Here is a 20,494-nt window from a genome sequence, read left to right on the forward strand (position 1 = left end):
GGCCGGCGGGGCGCGCCCGCCCCCCCCGCGGCTGGGGCCCCCCCCGGCGGCGGGGGCGCGCCCCCCCCCCTCCGGGTGAGGGGTGCGCGCTCGGCGCCGGCGCGAGTGCGCCTCCGGGCGAAGGACCCCGCATGGGGGCGCCTGTGCAGGGGTGCGCGCCTGTGGCGAGGCCGTACGCCGGTTCAGCCCGCCAGGCCGTGGCGGTGTGCGTACAGCGCGGCGCGCAGCCGGTCGGACTGGCCGGTCTTGCGCATGGCGTTGGTGAGATGCTTCTTCACCGTCGCCTCGGCCAGGGCGAGTTCCCGCCCTATCTCGGCGTTGCTGAGGCCGCGTGCCAGCTGGGCGAGCACCTGGCGCTCCCGGTCGGTGAGCCCGCACTGCTGGGGCGGCGGTTCGGCCGCGTCCCGCGCCAGTCCGGCCGGCTGGACGCGGGCCGGGGGCGGCGCGGGCAGGAACACCGAGCCGCCGAGGCCCGCGATGCCGACCGCGCGGATGATCCGCTCCTCCGGCTGGTCGAGGGCGAGGCAGCCGCTCGCGCCGGCCAGCAGCATCCGGCTGGCCTCGGCGGTGCTCTGCGCCCGGCGCAGCAGCAGCACGCGCGCCTCGGGCGCGACGTCCGGAGAGCGGAGGCGGGCCATCAGGGCCAGGTCCTCCGCGAGCGTCCCGCCGTTGCCGAGGAGGACCACGTCGGGCCGCACGCGCCGCAGCGCCTCCGGCAGCCGGAGCGGGTCGCCGCTGGAGCCGACGACGGCGATGCCGGGGTCGGCGTTCAGGACGCTGCGCAGGCCGGCGCTCGCCACGGGGTGTCGCTCGGCGAGGAAGACGCGGACGACGGGCGGGCGGGCGTGGGCCGCCGGTCCGGTGCAGGCGGGGTGTCCGCAGTCGCAGGGGGCGGCCGTTTCGCGGCGGGAGTGGGGCAGGTGCCCCGGTGGCCGGTCCCCGGGATCGCGCAGCAACTGGTGGCCGGCGATCATGTCGAGCGGGTTGTCTATCTCCGCGCGGACGATGCGCGGGTCGCCCGCGCGGGCGGCGGTGGTCAGCGTCGTCACCGTGAACTCCCCCGAGTGGTGAGGGAGTCGGGTCTGGTGCGGTGGTACGGCTTCACGTGGGGTTCCCCTCGGCGATGGCGGGGCCGGGGTGGGCCCCGGCGGCGGGCGCGTGCCCGGGGCGGCCCCTGCGTCTCCTGCCGCGGGCCGGGGAAAGGCCGGAACGGGAAGGGAGGGGCGGCCGGTCGGGCCGGTTCCGGGAAGGGGGCGCGGACGGGACGTGCCGTCGGATCAGCGCCCGGCCGTCGGACGACAGAACTCGTCGAACGTCCTGCGGTGCCACGAGCCGCCGATACCGACCAGGGTGAAGTCGGTTCGCCGATAAGCCATGCGGGCAGCGTAATTCGGCCGCTCGACACGGGTCAACCGGGTCCGGGTCACGGGTGTGTGCGGGACGCGGGTATTCCGTACCGCCGATCCTGTGACCACGGGTATCAGCATCAACGCCTGGCTGGTTCACGCCGGTTGCGTTCCCGCACGCTTCGGTCACGGCCGCCGCCCCGGCCCCCCTCCCCCACCCGTGCCGACCTGCGTCGCACCGCCCCAGGAAGGACCTGTCGCATGACCGCCCACCCACGTACGCCCGCCGGCCGGACCGGCGCCGCGCACCGGGAGACCGACGGATGAGGCGGTATCTGGCCCGGCGGCTGCTGCTCGCCGTGCCCACGCTCCTGGGCGTCACCGTCGTCGTCTTCGCCGCCGTCGCCCTCGTCCCCGGCGACCCCGTGGCCACCCTGCTCGGCCCGGGCGCGCCCGCCGAGGCCAGGGAACGCCTCACGGAACGACTCGGCCTCGGCGAGCCGCTGCCCGTGCGCTACGGGCACTGGCTGCGGCACGCGCTCCAGGGCGACCTCGGCGTGTCCATCTCGGCGCAACGTCCGGTGGGCGAGCTGCTGTTGCCGGCGCTCGGGCACACCCTCGTCCTCACCGGCGCCGCCTTCCTGCTGGTGCTGACCGGGGGCACGCTGCTGGGCGCGCTGGGCGCCGCCCGGCCCGACGGGGCCGGTGCCCGGTTGTCGCGCACGCTGAGCACGCTGGCCGTCTCCGCGCCGCAGTACTCGGTGGCGCTGCTGTTCATCGCCGTCTTCGCCGTGGGGCTGCGCTGGTTCCCGGCCGGCGGCACGCAGGACGTGTTCGCCGGGGGCGGTACGGCCGACCGGCTGCACCATCTCGTGCTCCCCGCCGTCGCCGCCGCGCTGGTCCCCCTCGGGCTGACCGCCCGCGTCTTCGGCGCAGCCCTCGGGGCCGTACTGCGCTCCGACCTCGCCGACGGGCTGCGTGCCCGGGGCCTGCGCCGCCCGGCCGTGCTGCGGCACTGCGTGCACAACGCCTCCCCGGCCCTGCTGACGATCGGCGGACTCCAGCTGGCCTATCTGCTGGAGGGGGTCGTGTTCGTGGAGACCCTGTTCGCCTGGCCGGGGGTGGGGAGGCTGCTCTACGACGCCCTCACCGCCCGCGACCTGCCGCTCATCCAGGCCGGAGTGCTGCTGGTCGCCGTCGCCTTCGTCGGCGTCAACATCCTCGTCGACACCGCGCACGCCCTCGTCGACCCCCGGCTGCGGGGTGCGCTGTGACGTCCTCCCGGTCCCCCTTCCCGCGCCTTCCCCGTCCCGGGCTGCTCGTCCCGGCGGCCCTCGCGGCCCTGCTGCTGCTCGTGGCCGTGGCCGGTCCGCTGCTCGCACCGCACGACCCCGACGCCGGGAGCCTGCGGGAGCGGCTGCTGCCGCCGGGCAGCCCCGGCCATCCGCTGGGCACCGACACCCAGGGCCGGGACGTGCTGAGCCGGCTGCTCGTCGCCGCCGGACCCTCGCTGCTGGGCGGCATCCTCCCGGTGGCCGTCGCCACCGTCGCCGGCGCCCTGCTCGGCATCGCGGCGGGGCTCGGCGGCCGATTCACCGAGCACGCCCTGCTGCGCACGCTCGACGTGCTCTACGCCTTCCCCGGCGTGCTCCTCGCGATCACCGTCGCGACCGTGCTGCGCCCCGGCCTGTTCGCCACCGCCGTCTCCCTGTCCGTCGTCCTCACCCCGGCGGTGACCCGCGTGGCCTTCGCCGAGGTGCGGCGCATCCGCACCGCCGAGTACCTGGAGGCCGCGCGCGTCGCCGGGGCCGGGCCCCTCGCCGTCGCCCTGCGCCAGGTGGCGCCGGTCGTCGCGCCGGTCCTGCTCGTCTACTCGTCGTCCCTGGTGGGGCTGGCCATCGTGTACGCGGCCGGGCTGTCCTTCCTCGGCCTGGGCGTGCCCCCGCCGGCCGCCGAATGGGGCGCGATGCTCGACGAGCTGCGGCCGGGCCTGCTGACCCACCCGGAGGTCGCCGTCCTGCCCGCCGTCACCATCCTCGTCGTCTCCGTCGTCTTCAACTCCCTCGGCGACGCCCTGCGCCGCGGCACCGGCGCCGGCCGGACCCTCCCCGTGGAGGCGGGCCGATGAGCGCCCCCGCACCGGCCGCCGCGCCCGAGCGGCTCGAGGTCGAAAACCTCACCGTCACCCACACCGGGGACGGCGGCGAGGTGCGCGCCGTCGACGGGGTGAGCCTGACCGTGCGGCCCGGCGAGGCCCTGGTGCTGCTCGGCGAGTCGGGCAGCGGCAAGTCCACCCTGGCCCGCACCGTCCTGGGGCTGCCCGGACGCGGCGCACGCGTCCGTGGCGCCGTCCGGCTCTCCGGCACCGACCTGCTCGGCCTCGGCGAACGCGCCCTGTCCGACGTCCGCGGACGCCGCGTCGGCTACGTCCCCCAGGACCCCGACGCCGGCCTCGACCCGCTGCGCCGGATCGGGTCGCAGCTGACCGAGGTGCTGCTGCGCCACCGCATCGCCGACGGCCGGCGCGCCGCACGCCCGCTGGCGCTGCGCTCGCTGGAGGAGGCCGGCGTCGCCGACCCGGAGCGGGTCGCCTGCGCCCACCCGCACGAACTGTCCGGAGGGCTGCGCCAGCGCGCCGTGATCGCCCTGGCCCTCGCCTGCGGGCCCGGCCTGCTGATCGCGGACGAGCCCACGACCGCGCTGGACGCCCTGGTGCGGGCCCGCGTCGTGGACCTGTTCACGCACCTGGTCGCCGAACGCGGCATCGCCCTGCTCATGGTCACCCACGACATCGGCGTCGCCCGCCGGGCCGGCCACCGGGTGGCGGTCATGCGCGAGGGACGGATCGTGGAGACCGGCCCCGTGGAGCAGTTGCTCGGCGCGCCGCGACACCCTTACGCCGCCGCGCTGGTGGCCGCACAGCCTGGAGCCCGCGATGACCGGTGACCTGCTCCGCCTCGACCGCGTGTCCAAGCGCTACCGGCGCGGACGGCTCGCCCTGGACGACGTCTGCCTGCACGTCGCGGCCGGGGAGACGGTCGGCCTGGTCGGCGAGTCCGGGTCCGGCAAGTCGACGCTGGCCCGCCTCGCGCTCGGCCTGCTCGCCCCCGACTCCGGCGCCGTCCGCTTCGACGGCCACGACCCGTACCGGCTGGGCGGCGCCACCGGACGGCGCGTGCGGGCGCGGCTGCAGTTCGTGCCGCAGCAGCCGCGGGGGTCCCTCAACCCCGCGCTGCGCGCCGGCGAGGCGGTCGCCTTCACCCTGCGCGTGCACGGCACGCCCCGCCGCGAACGCCCGGAGATCGTCGCCGACCTCTTCCGCAAGGTGGGGCTGCGGCCCGAACTGGCCCGCCGCTACCCGCGCGAACTGTCCGGCGGTCAGGTGCAGCGCGTCGCCATCGCCCGCGCCCTCGCCACCGGCCCCGACCTGATCGTCTGCGACGAGCCGACCTCCGCCCTGGACACCACCGTCCAGGCCCAGATCCTGGACCTGCTCGGCGAGCTCCAAGAACGCCTGGGCCTGGCCTGTCTGTTCATCTCCCACGATCTGGCCGTCGTACGGCGTCTCGCCCATCGGGCCGTCGTCCTGCGCGAGGGCCGGATCATCGAGCAGGGCACGACGGCCGCCCTGTGGGCCGCGCCCTCCCACCCCTACACCCGCGCCCTGCTCGCCGCCGACGGCGGCGCCCCAGAGCCCCTCACGCCGACTCCGGTCGGCGAACCGTCCGCTCCGTGAACCACCCCGACGAGGACTCCATGACGCACCATCAGCAACCGTCCCACCACCGCCCGCACAGACAGGATCCGCAGTTGCGGGGCACGACGCGCCCGGCGCGGCGGGGCCTGCGCCTGCGGGCCGCCGGCCTCGCCGCCGCGCTGCTGCTGCCGCTCGCCGCGGCCGGCTGCGGCGACGGCACGGCCGCCGACGACTCCGCGGGCGGCGGCAAGCGCGGCGGCACCCTCGTCATCGGCGCGACGGGCAAGCTCCCCAACCCCGACACCGTCATCGGCGGCGCCGGATACGAGGGCAAGCGGCTGGTCGGCTTCCAGCTGTACGAAGGCCTCACCCGCTACGACCTGTCCCGCGCCGACGGCCCCGCCGAGATCACCGGCGCCCTCGCCACCTCCTGGAAGGTCGCCGAGGACGACAGGACCTGGACGTTCACCCTGCGCAAGGGCGTGAAGTTCCACGACGGCACCGCCTTCGACGCCGACGCGGTGCTGTTCAACCTCGACCGCTACCTCGACGAGAAGAGCCCGTACTACACGGACGCCCTCGGCGCGGCGGCGGGCGAGTACGCGGGCGGCATCACCGCGTACACCAAGCTCGCCGAGGACCGCGTGCGGCTGGTCACCGAGAAGCCCAACGGCCACTTCCCGCAGGACCTCGCCCACGTCCTCATCGCCAGCCCCGCCGCCGTGCGCAAGACCGGGACCGCGAAGTTCTCCGAACACCCCGTCGGCACCGGGCCGTTCCGCTTCGTCCGGCAGGCGCCCGGCGAACAGATCGAACTCGCCCGCTTCGACGACCACTGGCGCGGCGCTCCCAGGCTGGACCGGCTCGTCGTGAAGGCCCTGCCGGACGCCGCCGCGCGCACCGCAGCCCTGCGCTCCGGCTCGGTGAACTGGATCGAGTACCCCAACCCGGACGACATCCCGAGCCTGAAGGCCGACGGCGCCGAGGTCGTCACCAACAGCTACGACCACCTGTGGTACTGGATCCTCGACACGTCCGCCAAGCCCTGGAGCGACCCCCGGGTGCGCCGGGCCGCCAACTACGCCGTCGACCGCGAGGCCATCGCCGACGAGCTGCTCCACGGCACCGCGCGCCCCGCCCGGCAGGCCGCTCCGCACGGCACGTTCGCCCACGACCCGGCGAACGACGCCTACGGCCACGACCCGGCCAAGGCCCGGAAGCTGCTCGCCGAGGCCGGCTACCCGGACGGCTTCAGCACCTCGGTCACCGTGCCCACGGGCGGATCCGGCAACCTCGTGCCGGTGCCGATCGCCGAGGCCGTGCAGCGCGACCTCGCCGCCGTCGGCATCAAGGCCGAGATCCGCACCACCGACTGGTCGACGCTGATCAGCGCGGAGGCCGAGGGTGAGGTGGCCCGCGGCTCGCAGGCCATCGCGCAGTCCACGACGCTGTTCCAGTCCGAGGCGCTGCTGCCGCTGTTCATCGGCTCCGACAGCCCGTTCTGGACCGGGCACTACGGCAACCCGAAGGTCGACGAGCTGCTCGCGACGGCGGGCGCGAGCACCGACCGGACGGAACGCGAGGCCGCCTACCGGGAGGCACTGAAGCTGGTCACGGCGGACGCGCCCTGGCTGTTCGTCGTCAACGACCTCAACCCCAGGGCGCTTTCGCCGAAGGTGCGCGGCCTCGTGCAGCCGCAGTCCTGGTTCATCGACCTCACTACCGTTTGGGTGACCCCATGACCCTCTCCCCCGCGCCCGCCGCCGGTCTGCCGCCCAAGTGGGGCGTCACCCTGCCGCTGCCCGGACTGACCATCGACCGCCACCGCTTCCTGGTGGAGCGCCTGCCGGACCTCGGCTACACGGACGTGTGGAGCGCCGAGGGCGGCGGCACCGACGCCTTCACCCCGCTGGCGACCGTCGCCGCCTGGTCGCCGAGCCTGCGCATCGCCACCGGCATCGTCCCGGTGCACACCCGCGGCCCCGCCGTCCTCGCGCAGACCGCCGCCACGCTCGCCCAACTCGCCCCCGGGCGACTGCTGCTGGGCATCGGCGCCTCGGTGCCCGCGCATGTGACGGACATCAACGGCATCCCGTTCGACGAACCGTTCAAGCGGACCCGGGACGTGCTGCGGTTCGTCACCCGCGCGCTGCGCGGCGAGCACATCGCGGGCGACTTCGACACCTTCTCCATCACCGGCTACCGGCTGCCGCACCCGCCGGCCGACCCGGTCAAGGTGATCCTGGGCGCGCTGCGGCCGGGCATGCTGCGGCTGGGGTTCCGCGAGGGCGACGGCGCCATCACCAACCTGCTGTTCCCCGAGGACGTGCCGAAGGTCCTCGACGCGGTCGGGCCGCAGCCGCCGGGCAAGGAGCTGGTCGTGAAGGTGTTCGTGTGCCCCACCGAGGACACCGACTACGCCCACCGGGCCACCCGGCCCTTCCTCGCCTGGATCCTCAACCGCGAGCCGTACCGCAAGTTCCACGAGTGGCTGGGCAACGGCGACCTGCTGGCCGAATCGCACGCCCGCTGGGCCGAGGGCGACATCGAGGGAGCGCAGAAGGCACTGCCCGACGAGGTCGTGGACGGGCTGTTCATCAGCGGCTCGCCCGAGGAGTGCCGGGAGCGCATCCTGCGCTACCACCGTCCGGGCGTGACCACGATCCAGCTGTACGTGTCCCTGCCGCCGGAGGTGTTCGTCAGCCGGGCCAGGCTGCTGGACACCCTGGCCCGGCTCGGTCCGGCCGCCGCCCGCTGACCCCCGTACCGGAGGCGTCCGTCATGGAGCTGGACATACGCGGCGGCGTCCGCGCCGCCCCCGTGCCCGGGGCCACGCCCGAGGAGCGGCAGGCCCTGCGCTTCGCACCCGACCCGCGCGACCGCGACGCGGACCCGGAGTACGTGGCGCGCACGGCGCGGGAGAACGAGGAGGACGGGCTGGACAGCGCGCTGGTCGTGCAGTCCAGCTCGTGGCCGGACCCGTGGCTGGTGGCGTGCTGGGCGCTTGCCGCGACCGGCAGACTGCGCGTCGCGGTGGCCCACCGGGTGGGCACGACCGCCCCCACGGTGGCCGCGCGGACACTGGCCACCCTGGACCGGCTGTCCGGCGGGCGGGCCGCCGCGCACGTCATCGTCGGCTCCAGCGACGCCGACGTCGCACGGGACGGCGACCTGCTCGGCAAGGCGGACCGCTACCGCCGGGCGGGCGAGTACCTGGAGGTGTTCCGGCGCACCCTGCACGCCCGGGAGGACTTCGACCACGACGGCGAGTTCTACACCGTGCGCGGCGCCCGCTCCGGGCTGTCGCCGCGGCCCCGCGCGGAGCTGCTGTCGTTCGGCGGCTCGTCGCCGGAGGGCGTGGAACTCGCGGCGCGGCACGCCGATGTGTACGCGGTGCCGTCCCTGCCGCTCAGCGCGACCCGCCGGCACATCGCGCGGGCGCGCGCCGCGGCGGCGGCGCACGGCAGGACCCTGAAGATCTGGCGGCATGTCACCGTGGTCGCCGGCCCCACCGACGAGGCCGCCCAAGCGCGGGCCCGGCGTATCCGCGCGGACGTCCTGCGGGCGGCCTCCGGCCCGGAGGCCGCCCGCCGGCTGGACGCCGTCCAGCTCGACCGGGACCGCGAACGCGGCCGCACCGACCGGTTGCCGGCCTATGTCGACCGGGCTCTCGCCGGCGCGTTCGTCGGCTCGCCGCAGACCGTCGCCGCCCGGATCGGGCTGCTGCGGGCGGCCGGGGTCGACATCGTCCAGCTGGACATGGCACTGGAGACCGACGAGGACCGCGCGCTGCGGCGCGCCCTGGTCGCCGGGCTGCGCGCCGCGTACGTCCCGCCGGCCCCGCGCAACACCTCCTACGCGAGACGGGGCTGGTGAGGCGGCGGGAGTCCTGGTCGGCAGGTATCGCCGGTGACCGGCCGGCCGTTCGAAGCCGGGCCGGTCACCGGGCAGACTGAACCCCCATGAAGGCAACCGATCCCAAGGCCGACCTCCGTTCCTCCCTCCAGTCCGCGCGCGACGCCCTGCTGTGGAAGCTCGACGGGCTCCCGGAGTACGACGTCCGCCGCCCGCTGACCCCGACCGGCACCAACCTGCTGGGCCTGGTCAAGCATGTGGCCACCTGCGAACTGGGCTACCTCGGCGACACGTTCGGACGGCCGTCCGGGGAGCCGCTGCCCTGGCTGGAGCACGCCGCCGAGACCAACGGGGACATGTGGGCCACCGCCGACGAGTCGCGCGAGTTCGTCGTGGACCTGTACCGGCGGGCGTGGGCGCACTCGGACGCCACGATCGACGCGCTCGCGCTGGACACGGTCGGCAGGGTGCCGTGGTGGCCCGACGGCAGGGACGAGGTGACGCTGCATCAGGCGGTGGTGCGGGTCGTCGCCGACACCCACCGGCACGCCGGACACGCGGACATCCTCCGCGAGCTCCTGGACGGCGCCGTGGGACTGGGCGAGCACAACGACAGCCTGGCCTCCGACGATGCGGCCTGGTGGGAGGAGTACCGGGGCCGGCTCGAGCGCGAGGCGCGAGAGGCGGCGAAGCGCGCGGGCGCGGGCGGCGCGTGAGGGGGCACGTCCGGCCCGGCCCGTGCGCCCTCTGGTCCCGCCGCCGACGACAGGACACCCTGGGCTTGCCCGTTTCGCCTCGCGCAGGGAGCTGACAACGTGAAAGCAGCAGTGGTGGACGTCGTGGGCGGGGGTTTCGCCGTCCACGACGTCGACATCGCCGAGCCGGTCGGCCGTGAGGTCCTGGTGGACGTACGGGCGTCCGGCCTGTGTCACACCGATCTGACCCTCGCCGCCCACCCGTTGCCCGGCTACGAGCCGCCGGTCGTGCTGGGCCACGAGATCGCCGGCGTCGTCACCGCCCTCGGCCCGCAGGCGTCCGACTTCGGCGTCGGCGACCATGTGGTCGGCTGCCTCGTCCAGTGGTGCGGCGGCTGCCCCGCGTGCCTGGACGGCAGGCCGTACCAGTGCGGCAATCCAGGGGCGACGACGCGCGATCCGCAACACGGTCCCCGGCTCGCCCGCGCCGGTCTGCCCCTCACCCAGGGCATGGGGCTCGGCGGCTTCGCCCAGCAGGTCCTGGTGCACGAGCACCAGCTGACCGCCGTCCCGCGCGAGGTGCCCTTCGCCCCCGCGGCGCTCCTGGGGTGCGGGGTGCTGACCGGCGTGGGATCCGTTCTCACCACGGCGCGCGTCCGGGCGGGCGAGAGCGTCGCCGTGATCGGCGTCGGAGGCGTCGGACTGAACGCGGTCGCCGCGGCCGGGATCGCCGGCGCGTCACGCATCGTCGCCGTCGACGTCCAGGACGGCAGACTCGGCCGTGCGCGTGCCTTCGGCGCCACGGACACCGTCGACTCCCGGGCCGTGGACGCCGCCGAGGCCGTGCGCGAACTGACCGGCGGCGGGGTGGACCACGCTTTCGACATGGTCGGCACGGCGGCCACGACGGAGCAGGCGCTGGCCATGACCGCCCTCGGCGGCGCGGTGTACGTCGTCGGACTGGCGATGAGCGGAGGCGAGCTGCGGCTGTCCCTGCCCCACCTGCTGCTCCAGCAGAAACGCGTCCAGGGCGTGATCATGGGCTCGGGCAACCCGCGACGCGACATCCCGCGCCACGCCGACCTCTATCTGCGGGGCCGTCTGAACCTGGACGACCTCGTCTCCCACCGCATCGCCCTGGAGGAGATCGACGCCGGTTACGCCGCGCTGAAGGACCCCGGGACGGCACGGGTGGTCATCACGTCGTTCTGACCCCGCCTGCCGTCCCGTGTGGACGGCGCGGGACGGTGCGGACCGTCGGGAGCGACGAACACCGACGCTTGCGGGCGTGCCCCTGCCCGCCCGGACGCCGACGAGCATCGCGCAGGTCCGCGCGGGGCGGGACCGGGTGGGTCAGGAGGCGGGCGGGCGGCCGTCGTCGGCGTCCGGGCGGGGAGTGTCGTCGGCGTTCCGGGCGCGGGGACGCGCATCCGGGCCGGCCGGATCGTCGCCGGGCGGGGCGGCGGCGTCGACCGCGGCCGCCAGTTCGCGGGCCAGGTCGGCCGCCCGACGGGCGTCCAGGGCCTTGACCTGGGCGGCCGTGACGGTGATCCGCGTGCCGTCGGGACGGGTGATCGTCACGGTCCGGGTGCCGCGGCGGCTCTGGAGCCAGGCGACCAGGGCGCCGGCGAACACCGCGGCGATGCCACCGGGCTCCACCAGGGCGACCAATGTGTCGGACACGGCGCCCGTGGCGCCGGGCGGCGGCGCGTCCGCCGGCCGGACCCGGCCCCGCATCCCCGGTTCGGCCGTCAGCCAGCGGCGCAGCTCGTGGCCGCTTCCGGAGTCGTCGCCCTCGACCGTGACGATGATGCGCATGGCACGTCAACCTACCAGTGGACGCAGGGCACTTGACCCCCAAGATCGGCCGAATCCGGGACAGCCGGACCCTGGGAGCGTACGATCGTACGCATGTCGACGACGGACTACTTCGCCCAGGACCCCCGCACCAACCTCGAGCGCATGCTCGCGGGTGACCTCTACATCGCGGACGATCCCGAGATCGCCCGCCGGCAGCAGCGGGCCGTGCGGCTCGCCGCCCGCTACCAGGCCGCGTACGCCGAGGACGCCGGCGCGGCCGGGGCCGTCCTCGCCGAGCTGCTCGGCGCCCTGGGCGAGGAGGCGCACGTACGGCCGCCGCTGTACGTGGACTACGGCAGCAACATCTCGATCGGCGCGCGCACCTTCGTCAACTACAACCTGACGGCGCTGGACGTAGCGGCGATCACGATCGGCGAGGACTGCCAGATCGGGCCCAACGTCCAGCTGCTCACGCCGACCCACCCGCTGGAGCCGGAGCCCCGCCGGGACAAGCTGGAGGCTGCGAAGCCGATCACGATCGGCGACAACGTGTGGCTCGGCGGCGGCGCCGTCGTGCTGCCCGGCGTGACGATCGGCGACAACTCCGTCGTCGGCGCCGGGGCCGTCGTCACCAAGGACGTGCCGGCGAACGTCGTCGTCGTGGGCAACCCGGCCCGCCCGGTCCGCACTCTGTGAACACCCCGCCATGGCCACCGGGCACGCCGATCCGCAGCGCCGCGAGCGCATCCTCGCGGCGGCGCTCGACCTCATCGCCGAGGAGGGCGTCGCCGGGGTCTCCCACCGGAAGATCGCCGCGCGCGCCGGGGTGCCGCTGGGGTCGATGACGTATCACTTCGACGGCATGGACCAACTGCTCCGGGAGGCCTTCGGCCGCTTCACCGACCACATCGTCGCGGTCTTCGACGCGTACCTCTCCGCCCCGGCCACCCGCGACGAGGCGAGGGAGGCGGTGGCCGACCTCGTGCACGCGCTGTCGGAGGGAAGCCGCCGCGATCTGGTCGTCACCCAGGAGCTGTACACCCTCGCCGCGCGCCGGCCCGCCTACCGGGAACTGACCCACGAGTGGATGCGCCGCAGCCGGGTCCATCTGGAGAAGCACTTCGACCCGGACACCGCCCGGCAGCTCGACGCGCTGATCGAGGGCCTGACCCTGCACCGGGCGCTCGCCGCCGCACCGCACGACCGCGCCCTCACCCTGGAGGCCGTCTCCCGCATCACCGCCACCGGCGAACGGCGCGATCCCTAGAAGACTGATGAAGATCTTGCTGAGGGACCGTCGGCCGGACCGGACGGCGGGCGCCGGGCCCGGCGCGCGCTCGCCCACAGCCGCCCGTGCGGCACGGACCTGACCGCCGTGCCGCACGGGCTCCCCGCCCTGCCCTTCACCCGGGGTCAGGCGCCGACGTACGCCGCCAGGTGCTCGCCGGTGAGGGTGGAGCGGGCCCGGACCAGGTCGGCCGGGGTGCCCTCGAAGACGATCCGGCCGCCGTCATGGCCGGCGCCGGGGCCGAGGTCGATGATCCAGTCGGCGTGCGCCATGACCGCCTGGTGGTGCTCCACGACGATGACGGACTTCCCGGAGTCCACGAGCCGGTCCAGCAGGGCGAGCAGCTGCTCCACGTCGGCGAGGTGGAGGCCGGTGGTCGGCTCGTCCAGGACGTAGACGCCGCCCTTCTCGGCCATGTGCGTGGCCAGCTTCAGCCGCTGGCGCTCGCCGCCGGACAGGGTGGTGAGCGGCTGGCCGAGGGTGAGGTAGCCGAGCCCGACGTCGGCGAGCCGGTCGAGGATCTTGTGCGCGGCCGGGGTGCGGGCCTCGCCCGTGCCGAAGAACTCCTCCGCCTCGATCACCGACATCGCCAGCACCTCGCTGATGTCCCGGCCCCCGAGCCGGTACTCCAGCACCGACGCCTGGAACCGCTTCCCCTCGCACTCCTCGCACGTCGTCGCGACGCCCGCCAGCATCGCCAGGTCGGTGTAGACGACGCCCGCGCCGTTGCAGGTCGGGCAGGCGCCCTCGGAGTTGGCGCTGAACAGGGCCGGCTTCACGCCGTTGGCCTTGGCGAACGCCTTGCGGATCGGATCGAGCAGTCCCGTGTACGTCGCCGGGTTGCTGCGCCGGGAGCCCTTGATCGCACCCTGGTCCACCGAGACGACGCCGGCGCCGGCCGGGACCGAGCCGTGCACCAGGGAACTCTTGCCGGAACCTGCGACGCCGGTGACGACGCAGAGCACGCCGAGCGGGATGTCGACGTCGACGTCGCGCAGGTTGTTCGCGTCGGCCCCCCGGATCTCCAGGGCGCCGGTCGGCTTGCGGACCGACTTCTTGACCGCGGCCCGGTCGTCCAGATGGCGGCCGGTGATCGTGCCGGACGCCCGCAGGCCTTCCACCGTGCCCTCGTAGCAGACGGCGCCGCCTTCCGTGCCGGCGCCCGGGCCGAGGTCCACGACGTGGTCGGCGATCGCGATCGCCTCGGGCTTGTGCTCCACGACCAGCACGGTGTTGCCCTTGTCGCGCAGGCGCAGCAGCAGGTTGTTCATCCGCTGGATGTCGTGCGGGTGCAGGCCGACGGTCGGCTCGTCGAAGACGTAGGTGACGTCGGTGAGCGAGGAGCCGAGATGGCGGATCATCTTGACGCGCTGCGCCTCGCCGCCGGAGAGGGTGGCCGCGGGGCGGTCCAGGGAGAGGTAGCCGAGGCCGATCTCCACGAACGACTCCAGGGTGTGCTGCAGCGCCGCGAGCAGCGGGGCGACGGACGGCTCACCGAGGCCGCGGACCCACTCGGCCAGGTCGCTGACCTGCATCGCGCAGGCGTCGGCGATGGAGATGCCCTGGATCTTCGAGGACCGGGCGCCCTCGCTGAGCCGCGTGCCGTCGCAGTCGGGGCAGGTCGTGAAGGTGACGGCGCGCTCCACGAAGGCCCGGATGTGGGGCTGCATCGCCTCCTTGTCCTTGGACAGGAACGACTTCTGGATCTTGGGGATCAGTCCTTCGTACGTGAGGTTGACGCCGTTGACCTTCACCTTGGTCGGCTCGTGGTAGAGGAAGTCCCGCAGCTCCCGCTCGGTGAAGTCGCGGATCGGCTTGTCGGGGTCGAGGAAGCCCGACTGGGCGTACAGGCCGACGGTCCACACGTTGTCCGACTTCCAGCCGGGGATGGTGAACGCGCCCTCCGCGATGGACTTGGAGTCGTCGTAGAGCTGGGTGAGGTCGATGTCGGAGACCGTGCCACGGCCCTCGCAGCGCGGGCACATGCCGCCGGTGCGGGTGAACGTCGCCTTCACCGCCTGCTTGGAGCCGACGCTGATCGCGCCGCTGCCCCGGACGGAGGCCGTGTTGAAGGAGTAGGCGCTGGGCGGGCCGATGTGCGGCTCGCCGAGCCGGCTGAAGAGGATGCGCAGCATGGCGTTGGCGTCGGTGGCGGTGCCGACGGTGGAGCGCGGGTCGCCGCCCATCCGCTGCTGGTCGACGGTGATGGCGGTGGTCAGGCCGTCGAGGACGTCGACCTCCGGGCGCGCCAGCGTCGGCATGAAGCCCTGGACGAAGGCGCTGTAGGTCTCGTTGATCAGCCGCTGGGACTCGGCGGCGATCGTGTTGAACACCAGCGAGCTCTTGCCCGAGCCGGAGACGCCGGTGAACACCGTCAGCCGGCGCTTGGGGATCTCGATGCTGACGTCCTTGAGGTTGTTCTCGCGGGCCCCATGCACACGGATCATGTCGTGGCTGTCGGCGGCGTGCCGCGCAGGCGGCCGTGTGTCCGTCCTCGTGGCCTTGCTCATCGTTGTCTCCATCCGTCGGGCGGGGCCGCCTGCGCGGCCGTGCGCTGCTCGCCGGGCGCGTGTCCGACCGGCTGCGGGGGCTTGGTTTCGCCGGCCAGCCTAGGCAAGGGCGCGGGTCCGGCGCTTCTCGATTCCCGCTCGTCCGACGCTCGTCGTTTCCGCTCCTGCGCGCCGCCGGGTCACCGGCGGGCGGTCGGCAGGGGCGGGGTGCCGGTGACCGAGAGGACGACGGAGTACAGCGTCGTGTCGGCGGCGATGAACATGCGGTTGCGCCGGAGTCCCCCGAAGCGGATGTTGGCGACCACGCCGGGGACCAGGAGGCGGCCCAGGAGGGTGCCGTCCGGGTCGTAGCAGTGGACGCCGCCGTCCATGGCGGCGGCCCAGAGGCGTCCGGCGTCGTCGAAGCGGATGTTGTCGAACTTGCCGAGGCGGCACTCGGTGAAGACCTCGCCCTCGCCGAGCGTGCCGTCGTCGCGGACGTCGAAGACGCGGATGTGGTTGGCGCGGCTGTCGGAGACGTAGAGCCGGCGTTCGTCCGGGGAGAAGACGAGGCCGTTGGGGCCGTCGAAGCCGTCGGCGACCAGGCGGACCTCTCCGTCGGCCGGGTCCACGCGGTAGACGTTGCGGGCGCCGATCTCGCTCTCGGCGCGGTGGCCCTCGTAGTCGCTGATGATGCCGAAGTCGGGGTCGGAGAACCAGATCGAGCCGTCCGACTTCACGGCGGCGTCGTTCGGGCTGTTGAGCCGCTTGCCCCGGTAGCGCTCGGCGATGACGGTGACGGAGCCGTCGTGCTCGGTGCGGGTGATCCGGCGGTTGCCCTGCTCGCAGGTGACGAGGCGGCCCTGGCCGTCCAGCGTGTTGCCGTTGGGGTGACCGGCGGGCGAGCGGAAGACGCCGACCTCGCCGGTGGTCTCGTCCCAGCGGAGCAGGCGGTCGTTTGGGATGTCGCTCCAGAGCAGGTAGCGCCCGGCGGGGACGTACAACGGACCCTCGGCCCAGCGGCAACCGTCGAAGAGGACCTCCAGCCGGGAGTCGCCGGCGGTGCACCTGCCGGTGCGGAAGCGTTCGTCGAAGACCTCGTACAGTTCCGGTCGCTCGCCGGGCATCCGCCCACCTCACCGTCTCGTCGCGCACATCGCCGTCGATCTCTTCCGGCACCAGAGTATGCGTGAACCGCCCCCGGCCTGCTCGCGGACGGGGCCGGGCGAACCGGGGCGGGGCCGGGCCCGACCGCGCACGGGGCGGGCCGGGTCGGACGGCGGGCAGGGCGTGCAGCGCGATTTCCGTTGTCGCGCGGGCGCCCCGCCGTCTCCCATAGTGGGCGGACGACGATCGTCCGGCCCGGGTACCGCCCCAGGGCATCAGAGAGGAAGAAGACGCTCCATGCGCACAGACCACGGGCACGACCCCGGCGCCGCCTTGGTGTCCGCTGCCTGCGCCGGCGATCCACGAGCGGTCGAAGGGCTGGTGTCGCAGTCGTTGCCGCTCGTCTACAACCTCGTCGGGCGCGCGCTGGACGGCCACCAGGACGTGGACGACGTCGTGCAGGAAACGCTGCTGCGGGTGGTGCGCAGCCTGAACCGGTTGGAACGCCCCACGGCGTACCGGTCTTGGATGGTGGCCATCACTGTGCGGCAGATACGGGACTGGATGCGCGGCCGGCAACAGCAGCGGCGTACGCAGGAGCCGATCGACGTGGCCGCGCATCTCGCCGACCCCGCCTCGGACTTCGCGTCGCTCACCGTCCTGCGGCTGCAACTGCGCGACGACCGCCGGGAGGTCGTCGAGGCCACCCGCTGGCTGGACGGCGATCACCGTGAAGTGCTCTCGCTGTGGTGGCTGGAGGAGACCGGTCAGCTGACGCGTGCCGAGGTGTGCGAGGCGCTGGGGCTGTCCGGCCGGCACACGGCGGTGCGGATCCAGCGGCTCAAGGAGCAGCTCGACGCCGGGCGGGCCGTGGTGCGGGCACTGGCCGCGCAGCCGGTCTGCGCGGAGCTGGCCGAGGTGACGCGGACGTGGGACGCGCGGCCGAGTCCGCTGTGGCGCAAGCGGATCGCCCGGCACCTGCGCGACTGCCGCCGGTGCGGTGAGCAGGGCGACGGGCTGCTTCCGGTGGCGCGCCTGCTGGTCGGTCTGCCGCTGCTGGTTCCGCCGGCAGGGCTCCACGACACCGCGCTGGAGGCGGTACGGGCCGAGGCCGCGATGGGCGCCGCACGGGCCGCCGAGGCCGCGCCGGACGCCGTACCGGCCGAGGCCGCGCCGGATGCCACACCTGCCGACGCCCGCGCGTCCGCCTCGTCGCCCTCCGTAGCGCCGCCGCAGGCCCCGCCGCGGTCCCGGTCGGTGCGGCCCGGGCACCGGCGCCGCACCGCGGGGCGCGCGCGGCACGGCCGTGCCGTCGTCGCCGCCATGGCCACCGCCGCCGTCGTCGTCGGTGCGTGGGTCCTGACGCCGTCGCGGGACGGCGGCCCGACGGCGGCGCCCGACAGCGGGGCGCGGCCCGCCGCCGGCCCGGCGTCCGCGTCCGCGACGGCGCGGGAGCGCAGCGCGCCTGTCTCGCCCAGCCCTTCGGCGACCGAGCGGAAGGCGAAGCCGTCCGCTTCGGCGAGCGCGTCGCCCCGCGCGTCGAAGTCCGAGGCGCCGAAGGCCGCCGACGCGCCCGAAGCGGCGTCGCCGGTGGTGTCCACGCAGCGCAAGGGCGTCGGAGTGTGGTCGTTCTCCGGGGCGCAGGACGCGCTGCGGCAGTCCGGGGCGGGCTGGTACTACACCTGGTCCACCCGCCACCCCGGCATCACGTCCGCCGGCGGCGCCGACTTCGTGCCGATGATCTGGGGAGCCGACAGCGTCACCCCTCAGGCCCTCGCGGAGGCGAAGGCCGCCGGTCCCTACCTGCTCGGCTTCAACGAGCCCGACTTCGACTCCCAGGCGAACATGAGCGTGGAACAGGCCCTCGACCTGTGGCCCCGCCTGGAGTCGACCGGCAGCGTCCTGGGCAGCCCGGCCGTGGCCTACGGGGGCGACCGGCCCGGTGGCTGGCTGGACCGGTTCATGACCGGGGCCGAACAGCGGGGCCTGCGCGTCGACTTCATCGCCCTGCACTGGTACGGCGCCGACTTCCGCACCGAGGCGGCGGTGGAACAGCTGCGCGGCTACCTGGACGCCGTGCACCGGCGGTACGGCAAGCCGATCTGGCTGACCGAGTTCGCGCTCATCGACTTCTCGCAGGGCGTGCGCCACCCGGCCGACGAGGAGCAGGCGGCCTTCCTGACGTCGGCCACGAAGATGCTCGCCGGGCTGCCCTACCTCCAGCGCTATGCCTGGTTCGGGCTCGGGACGGACGAGTCGGGGCCCGGGACCACGCTGTTCCGGCCGGGCGGCACGCTGACGCCGCAGGGCAGGGCGTTCCGGTCGGCGCCATGACCTCGGCCGCGATCTCTCGACGGTGGCCGCCGCGGCGCCGGTGCCCCTGGCCGGCGCCGCACCGGTGCCCGGCCCGCCCGGACGGACTGCCGGGTGGGCCGGGCGTTCAACGGCGTCGGCGTCAGCCGAAGGTGACGACCAGTCGGCCGTCCGAGGCGAAGGACCACCTCAGCGTGCCCGCGTAGGAGGAGCAGCGGGAGCCGTTCGAGCCCGACCAGAACTGGTTGGAGCCGTCGGCGCTGCCGATGATCCGGTCGTTGGTGCCGCTGCCGCTGCGGCAGGAGGTGTTGTTGCGGAACACCGAGGTGCCGCCGTCGAAGTTGAAGTTGCGCTCGGCGTTGTCGACGCTGACGTTGTCCGAGACCGTCATGGTGCCGGGGTTGCTGTTGTACGTGAACCCGTGCTTGCCGTTGCGGTAGGCGATGCTGCGCCGGACGACGTGGTCGACCTTGATGTTCTCGCCGCCGAGCTTGTATCCGTTGCGGTCGCCGTTGCCGGCCTGGGAGCCGTCGCTGAGCGTGCCGTTGGTGTGGGCGAGGGAGTCCTCGATGGTCACCGGCCCGATCGCGCCCGTGTCCGACTTGGTGTAGAGGTCCCAGCCGTCGTCGATGTTGTGATGGGCGACGGCGTACCGGAAGACGTTGCCGCTCCCGGTGGTGAGCTTGGCCGCGAAGCCGTCGGCGTCCTCGCCGTCCGAGTCGGCGTTGTCGTGCGACTCCGCGCTCAGGATGAGGTTGTTGGAAGGCCACTGCTCTCGGGGCGTGGTGGACAGCATGCGGGAGAGCTGGAGGCCGGTGTCGCGGTTGTAGCGGGTGACCGTGCGCTCGATGATGTTGTTGCTGCCGCCGACGAAGATGCCGTTGTCGCCGGCGCGTTCGACGACGAGGCCCTTGACGTGCCAGTAGGACCCGTTGACGGCGAGGCCGCGGTTGGCCGGGTCCTCCGTCTGGGCGGAGAAGTTGAGCACGGGGGTCTCGCCGGGGTGGGCGAGGAGTTCCGTGCGGTCGCTCGCGGTGCCGTTGTTGCCGGCCGGGATGGTGACCGTCTGCGAGTGGCGGTACGTCCCGCCGCGCAGGTAGATCGTGCCGCCCGGGGTGATCCGGCTGATGGCCGAGGTGAGCGTGGTCGGGGCCGCCTCCGTGCCGGCCGCGCCGTCGGTGCCGTCCGGCGCCACGTAGAGGGCGGAGGACGTGGGCGGCGGGGTGGTGGTGCCGCTGGTCTCGACGTCGACGTAGTCGATGTTGGGCAGGCCGCCCGACGTGGTGGGGCTGAGGCGGATGGTGTTGCTGCCCGAGGCGACCGGGACGGTCACCGTCTTGGTGACCCAGGTCGCCCAGGCTCCGGTGCCCTCGAACGACAGGGTGGTGGCCGCGCCGCCGTTGACGGTGAGGTTCGCCGGTCGGGCGGTGGAACTGCCGTTGGCGAAGCGGATGCCGAGCGTGGCCGTGCCGGCGGCCGATGCGTTCACGGTGAACTGCGCGTACGCGCCCACGGTGTTGTTCGCGTTGCAGAATCCGGTGCCCGAGTAGCCGGACCAGTCGGAGTCGATGCTCCCGGTGCAGACCGCCGGGGAACTCTCGGCCTCGTAACGGGTGGTCGCCGCCTGGGCCGTGTTCCCGGACAGCGCGACGAGCGTGCCGGCCAGCAGGCCGACGCAGGCAAGAACGGGTGTGCGGTGCATCGTTGATGTCTCCCGGTGTGGTGGGCTCGACCGACGAGGGGCGCACGACCCCCGTTGTGAACCGCAGCGCTTTTTCCTGGACGGTAAGCGCTTGCCATGGGCGCGTCAACGGTTGCGTCGCTGATCGTCGTTCACTTACCTGAACGTCGACGCATGTGAGCGCGCTGGTCGGCTCATCACTCGCACGGGTGAAAGTCCCGAT

At 74.1% G+C, this 20,494-nt stretch carries 17 protein-coding genes; 12 read left to right on the top strand and 5 right to left on the bottom strand.

Annotation, left to right across the window (positions count from 1 at the left end; all coding sequences use genetic code 11):
- Positions 1 to 182 precede the first annotated feature (182 nt).
- A complete protein-coding gene (locus tag ABZY13_RS23065; RefSeq protein ID WP_356633663.1) occupies positions 183 to 1,049 on the bottom strand; it encodes a response regulator transcription factor in 867 nt (288 codons plus the stop codon).
- 620 nt (positions 1,050 to 1,669) lie between these two features.
- On the opposite strand from ABZY13_RS23065, the gene ABZY13_RS23070 reads away from it, so the two are divergent.
- The 9 genes from ABZY13_RS23070 (at position 1,670) to ABZY13_RS23110 (ending at position 10,805) form a co-directional block, all read left to right on the top strand.
- Positions 1,670 to 2,620: an ABC transporter permease gene (locus tag ABZY13_RS23070; protein WP_356633665.1), complete on the top strand. Its 951-nt coding sequence runs from the start codon at positions 1,670 to 1,672 to the stop codon at positions 2,618 to 2,620.
- Complete coding sequence (locus tag ABZY13_RS23075) at positions 2,617 to 3,474, top strand: ABC transporter permease (protein WP_356633667.1); 858 nt, start codon at positions 2,617 to 2,619, stop codon at positions 3,472 to 3,474. Before ABZY13_RS23070 ends, ABZY13_RS23075 begins: the two co-directional genes overlap by 4 nt.
- Complete coding sequence (locus ABZY13_RS23080; protein ID WP_356633669.1) at positions 3,471 to 4,292, top strand: ABC transporter ATP-binding protein; 822 nt, start codon at positions 3,471 to 3,473, stop codon at positions 4,290 to 4,292. The genes ABZY13_RS23075 and ABZY13_RS23080 overlap by 4 nt, the downstream gene beginning before the upstream one ends.
- A complete protein-coding gene (locus tag ABZY13_RS23085) occupies positions 4,282 to 5,082 on the top strand; it encodes an ABC transporter ATP-binding protein (protein ID WP_356633671.1) in 801 nt (266 codons plus the stop codon). The genes ABZY13_RS23080 and ABZY13_RS23085 overlap by 11 nt, the downstream gene beginning before the upstream one ends.
- Positions 5,079 to 6,785: an ABC transporter substrate-binding protein gene (locus tag ABZY13_RS23090; protein ID WP_356633673.1), complete on the top strand. Its 1,707-nt coding sequence runs from the start codon at positions 5,079 to 5,081 to the stop codon at positions 6,783 to 6,785. Before ABZY13_RS23085 ends, ABZY13_RS23090 begins: the two co-directional genes overlap by 4 nt.
- On the top strand, positions 6,782 to 7,801 hold the full coding sequence (locus tag ABZY13_RS23095) for an LLM class F420-dependent oxidoreductase (RefSeq protein ID WP_356633675.1): 1,020 nt from the start codon (positions 6,782 to 6,784) through the stop codon (positions 7,799 to 7,801). Before ABZY13_RS23090 ends, ABZY13_RS23095 begins: the two co-directional genes overlap by 4 nt.
- Positions 7,802 to 7,824: 23 nt before the next feature.
- A complete protein-coding gene (locus ABZY13_RS23100) occupies positions 7,825 to 8,919 on the top strand; it encodes an LLM class flavin-dependent oxidoreductase (RefSeq protein ID WP_356633677.1) in 1,095 nt (364 codons plus the stop codon).
- A gap of 86 nt (positions 8,920 to 9,005) precedes the next feature.
- On the top strand, positions 9,006 to 9,614 hold the full coding sequence (locus ABZY13_RS23105; protein ID WP_356633679.1) for a DinB family protein: 609 nt from the start codon (positions 9,006 to 9,008) through the stop codon (positions 9,612 to 9,614).
- Between the two features lie 99 nt (positions 9,615 to 9,713).
- Entirely contained in the window at positions 9,714 to 10,805 is a 1,092-nt protein-coding gene (locus ABZY13_RS23110) for a zinc-binding dehydrogenase (RefSeq protein WP_356633681.1), read from the top strand.
- A 141-nt stretch (positions 10,806 to 10,946) separates the two neighbouring features.
- Here ABZY13_RS23110 and ABZY13_RS23115 read toward each other — a convergent pair whose 3' ends face one another.
- On the bottom strand, positions 10,947 to 11,411 hold the full coding sequence (locus ABZY13_RS23115; RefSeq protein ID WP_356633683.1) for a hypothetical protein: 465 nt from the start codon (positions 11,409 to 11,411) through the stop codon (positions 10,947 to 10,949).
- Positions 11,412 to 11,504: 93 nt separating this feature from the next.
- On the opposite strand from ABZY13_RS23115, the gene ABZY13_RS23120 reads away from it, so the two are divergent.
- Both ABZY13_RS23120 and ABZY13_RS23125 read left to right on the top strand, forming a co-directional pair.
- On the top strand, positions 11,505 to 12,089 hold the full coding sequence (locus ABZY13_RS23120; protein ID WP_356633685.1) for a sugar O-acetyltransferase: 585 nt from the start codon (positions 11,505 to 11,507) through the stop codon (positions 12,087 to 12,089).
- Positions 12,090 to 12,099: 10 nt separating this feature from the next.
- The gene (locus ABZY13_RS23125; protein ID WP_356633687.1) at positions 12,100 to 12,660 is read left to right on the top strand and encodes a TetR family transcriptional regulator; all 561 of its coding nucleotides are present in this window, start codon (positions 12,100 to 12,102) and stop codon (positions 12,658 to 12,660) included.
- A gap of 146 nt (positions 12,661 to 12,806) precedes the next feature.
- On the opposite strand, the gene ABZY13_RS23130 is transcribed toward ABZY13_RS23125, so the two are convergent.
- Positions 12,807 to 15,191, bottom strand: a complete 2,385-nt coding sequence (locus ABZY13_RS23130) for an excinuclease ABC subunit UvrA (RefSeq protein WP_356633689.1) — start codon at positions 15,189 to 15,191, stop codon at positions 12,807 to 12,809.
- Positions 15,192 to 15,370: 179 nt separating this feature from the next.
- Complete coding sequence (locus tag ABZY13_RS23135) at positions 15,371 to 16,297, bottom strand: SMP-30/gluconolactonase/LRE family protein (protein WP_356633691.1); 927 nt, start codon at positions 16,295 to 16,297, stop codon at positions 15,371 to 15,373.
- A gap of 277 nt (positions 16,298 to 16,574) precedes the next feature.
- On the opposite strand from ABZY13_RS23135, the gene ABZY13_RS23140 reads away from it, so the two are divergent.
- Positions 16,575 to 18,611, top strand: a complete 2,037-nt coding sequence (locus tag ABZY13_RS23140; protein ID WP_356633693.1) for a sigma-70 family RNA polymerase sigma factor — start codon at positions 16,575 to 16,577, stop codon at positions 18,609 to 18,611.
- Between the two features lie 121 nt (positions 18,612 to 18,732).
- On the opposite strand, the gene ABZY13_RS23145 is transcribed toward ABZY13_RS23140, so the two are convergent.
- On the bottom strand, positions 18,733 to 20,292 hold the full coding sequence (locus tag ABZY13_RS23145) for a carbohydrate-binding protein (RefSeq protein WP_356633695.1): 1,560 nt from the start codon (positions 20,290 to 20,292) through the stop codon (positions 18,733 to 18,735).
- Positions 20,293 to 20,494 lie beyond the last annotated feature (202 nt).

It is taken from the genome of Streptomyces sp. NPDC006610 (genome assembly GCF_040611575.1).
In the GTDB taxonomy this organism is placed as follows: Bacteria; Actinomycetota; Actinomycetes; order Streptomycetales; family Streptomycetaceae; genus Streptomyces.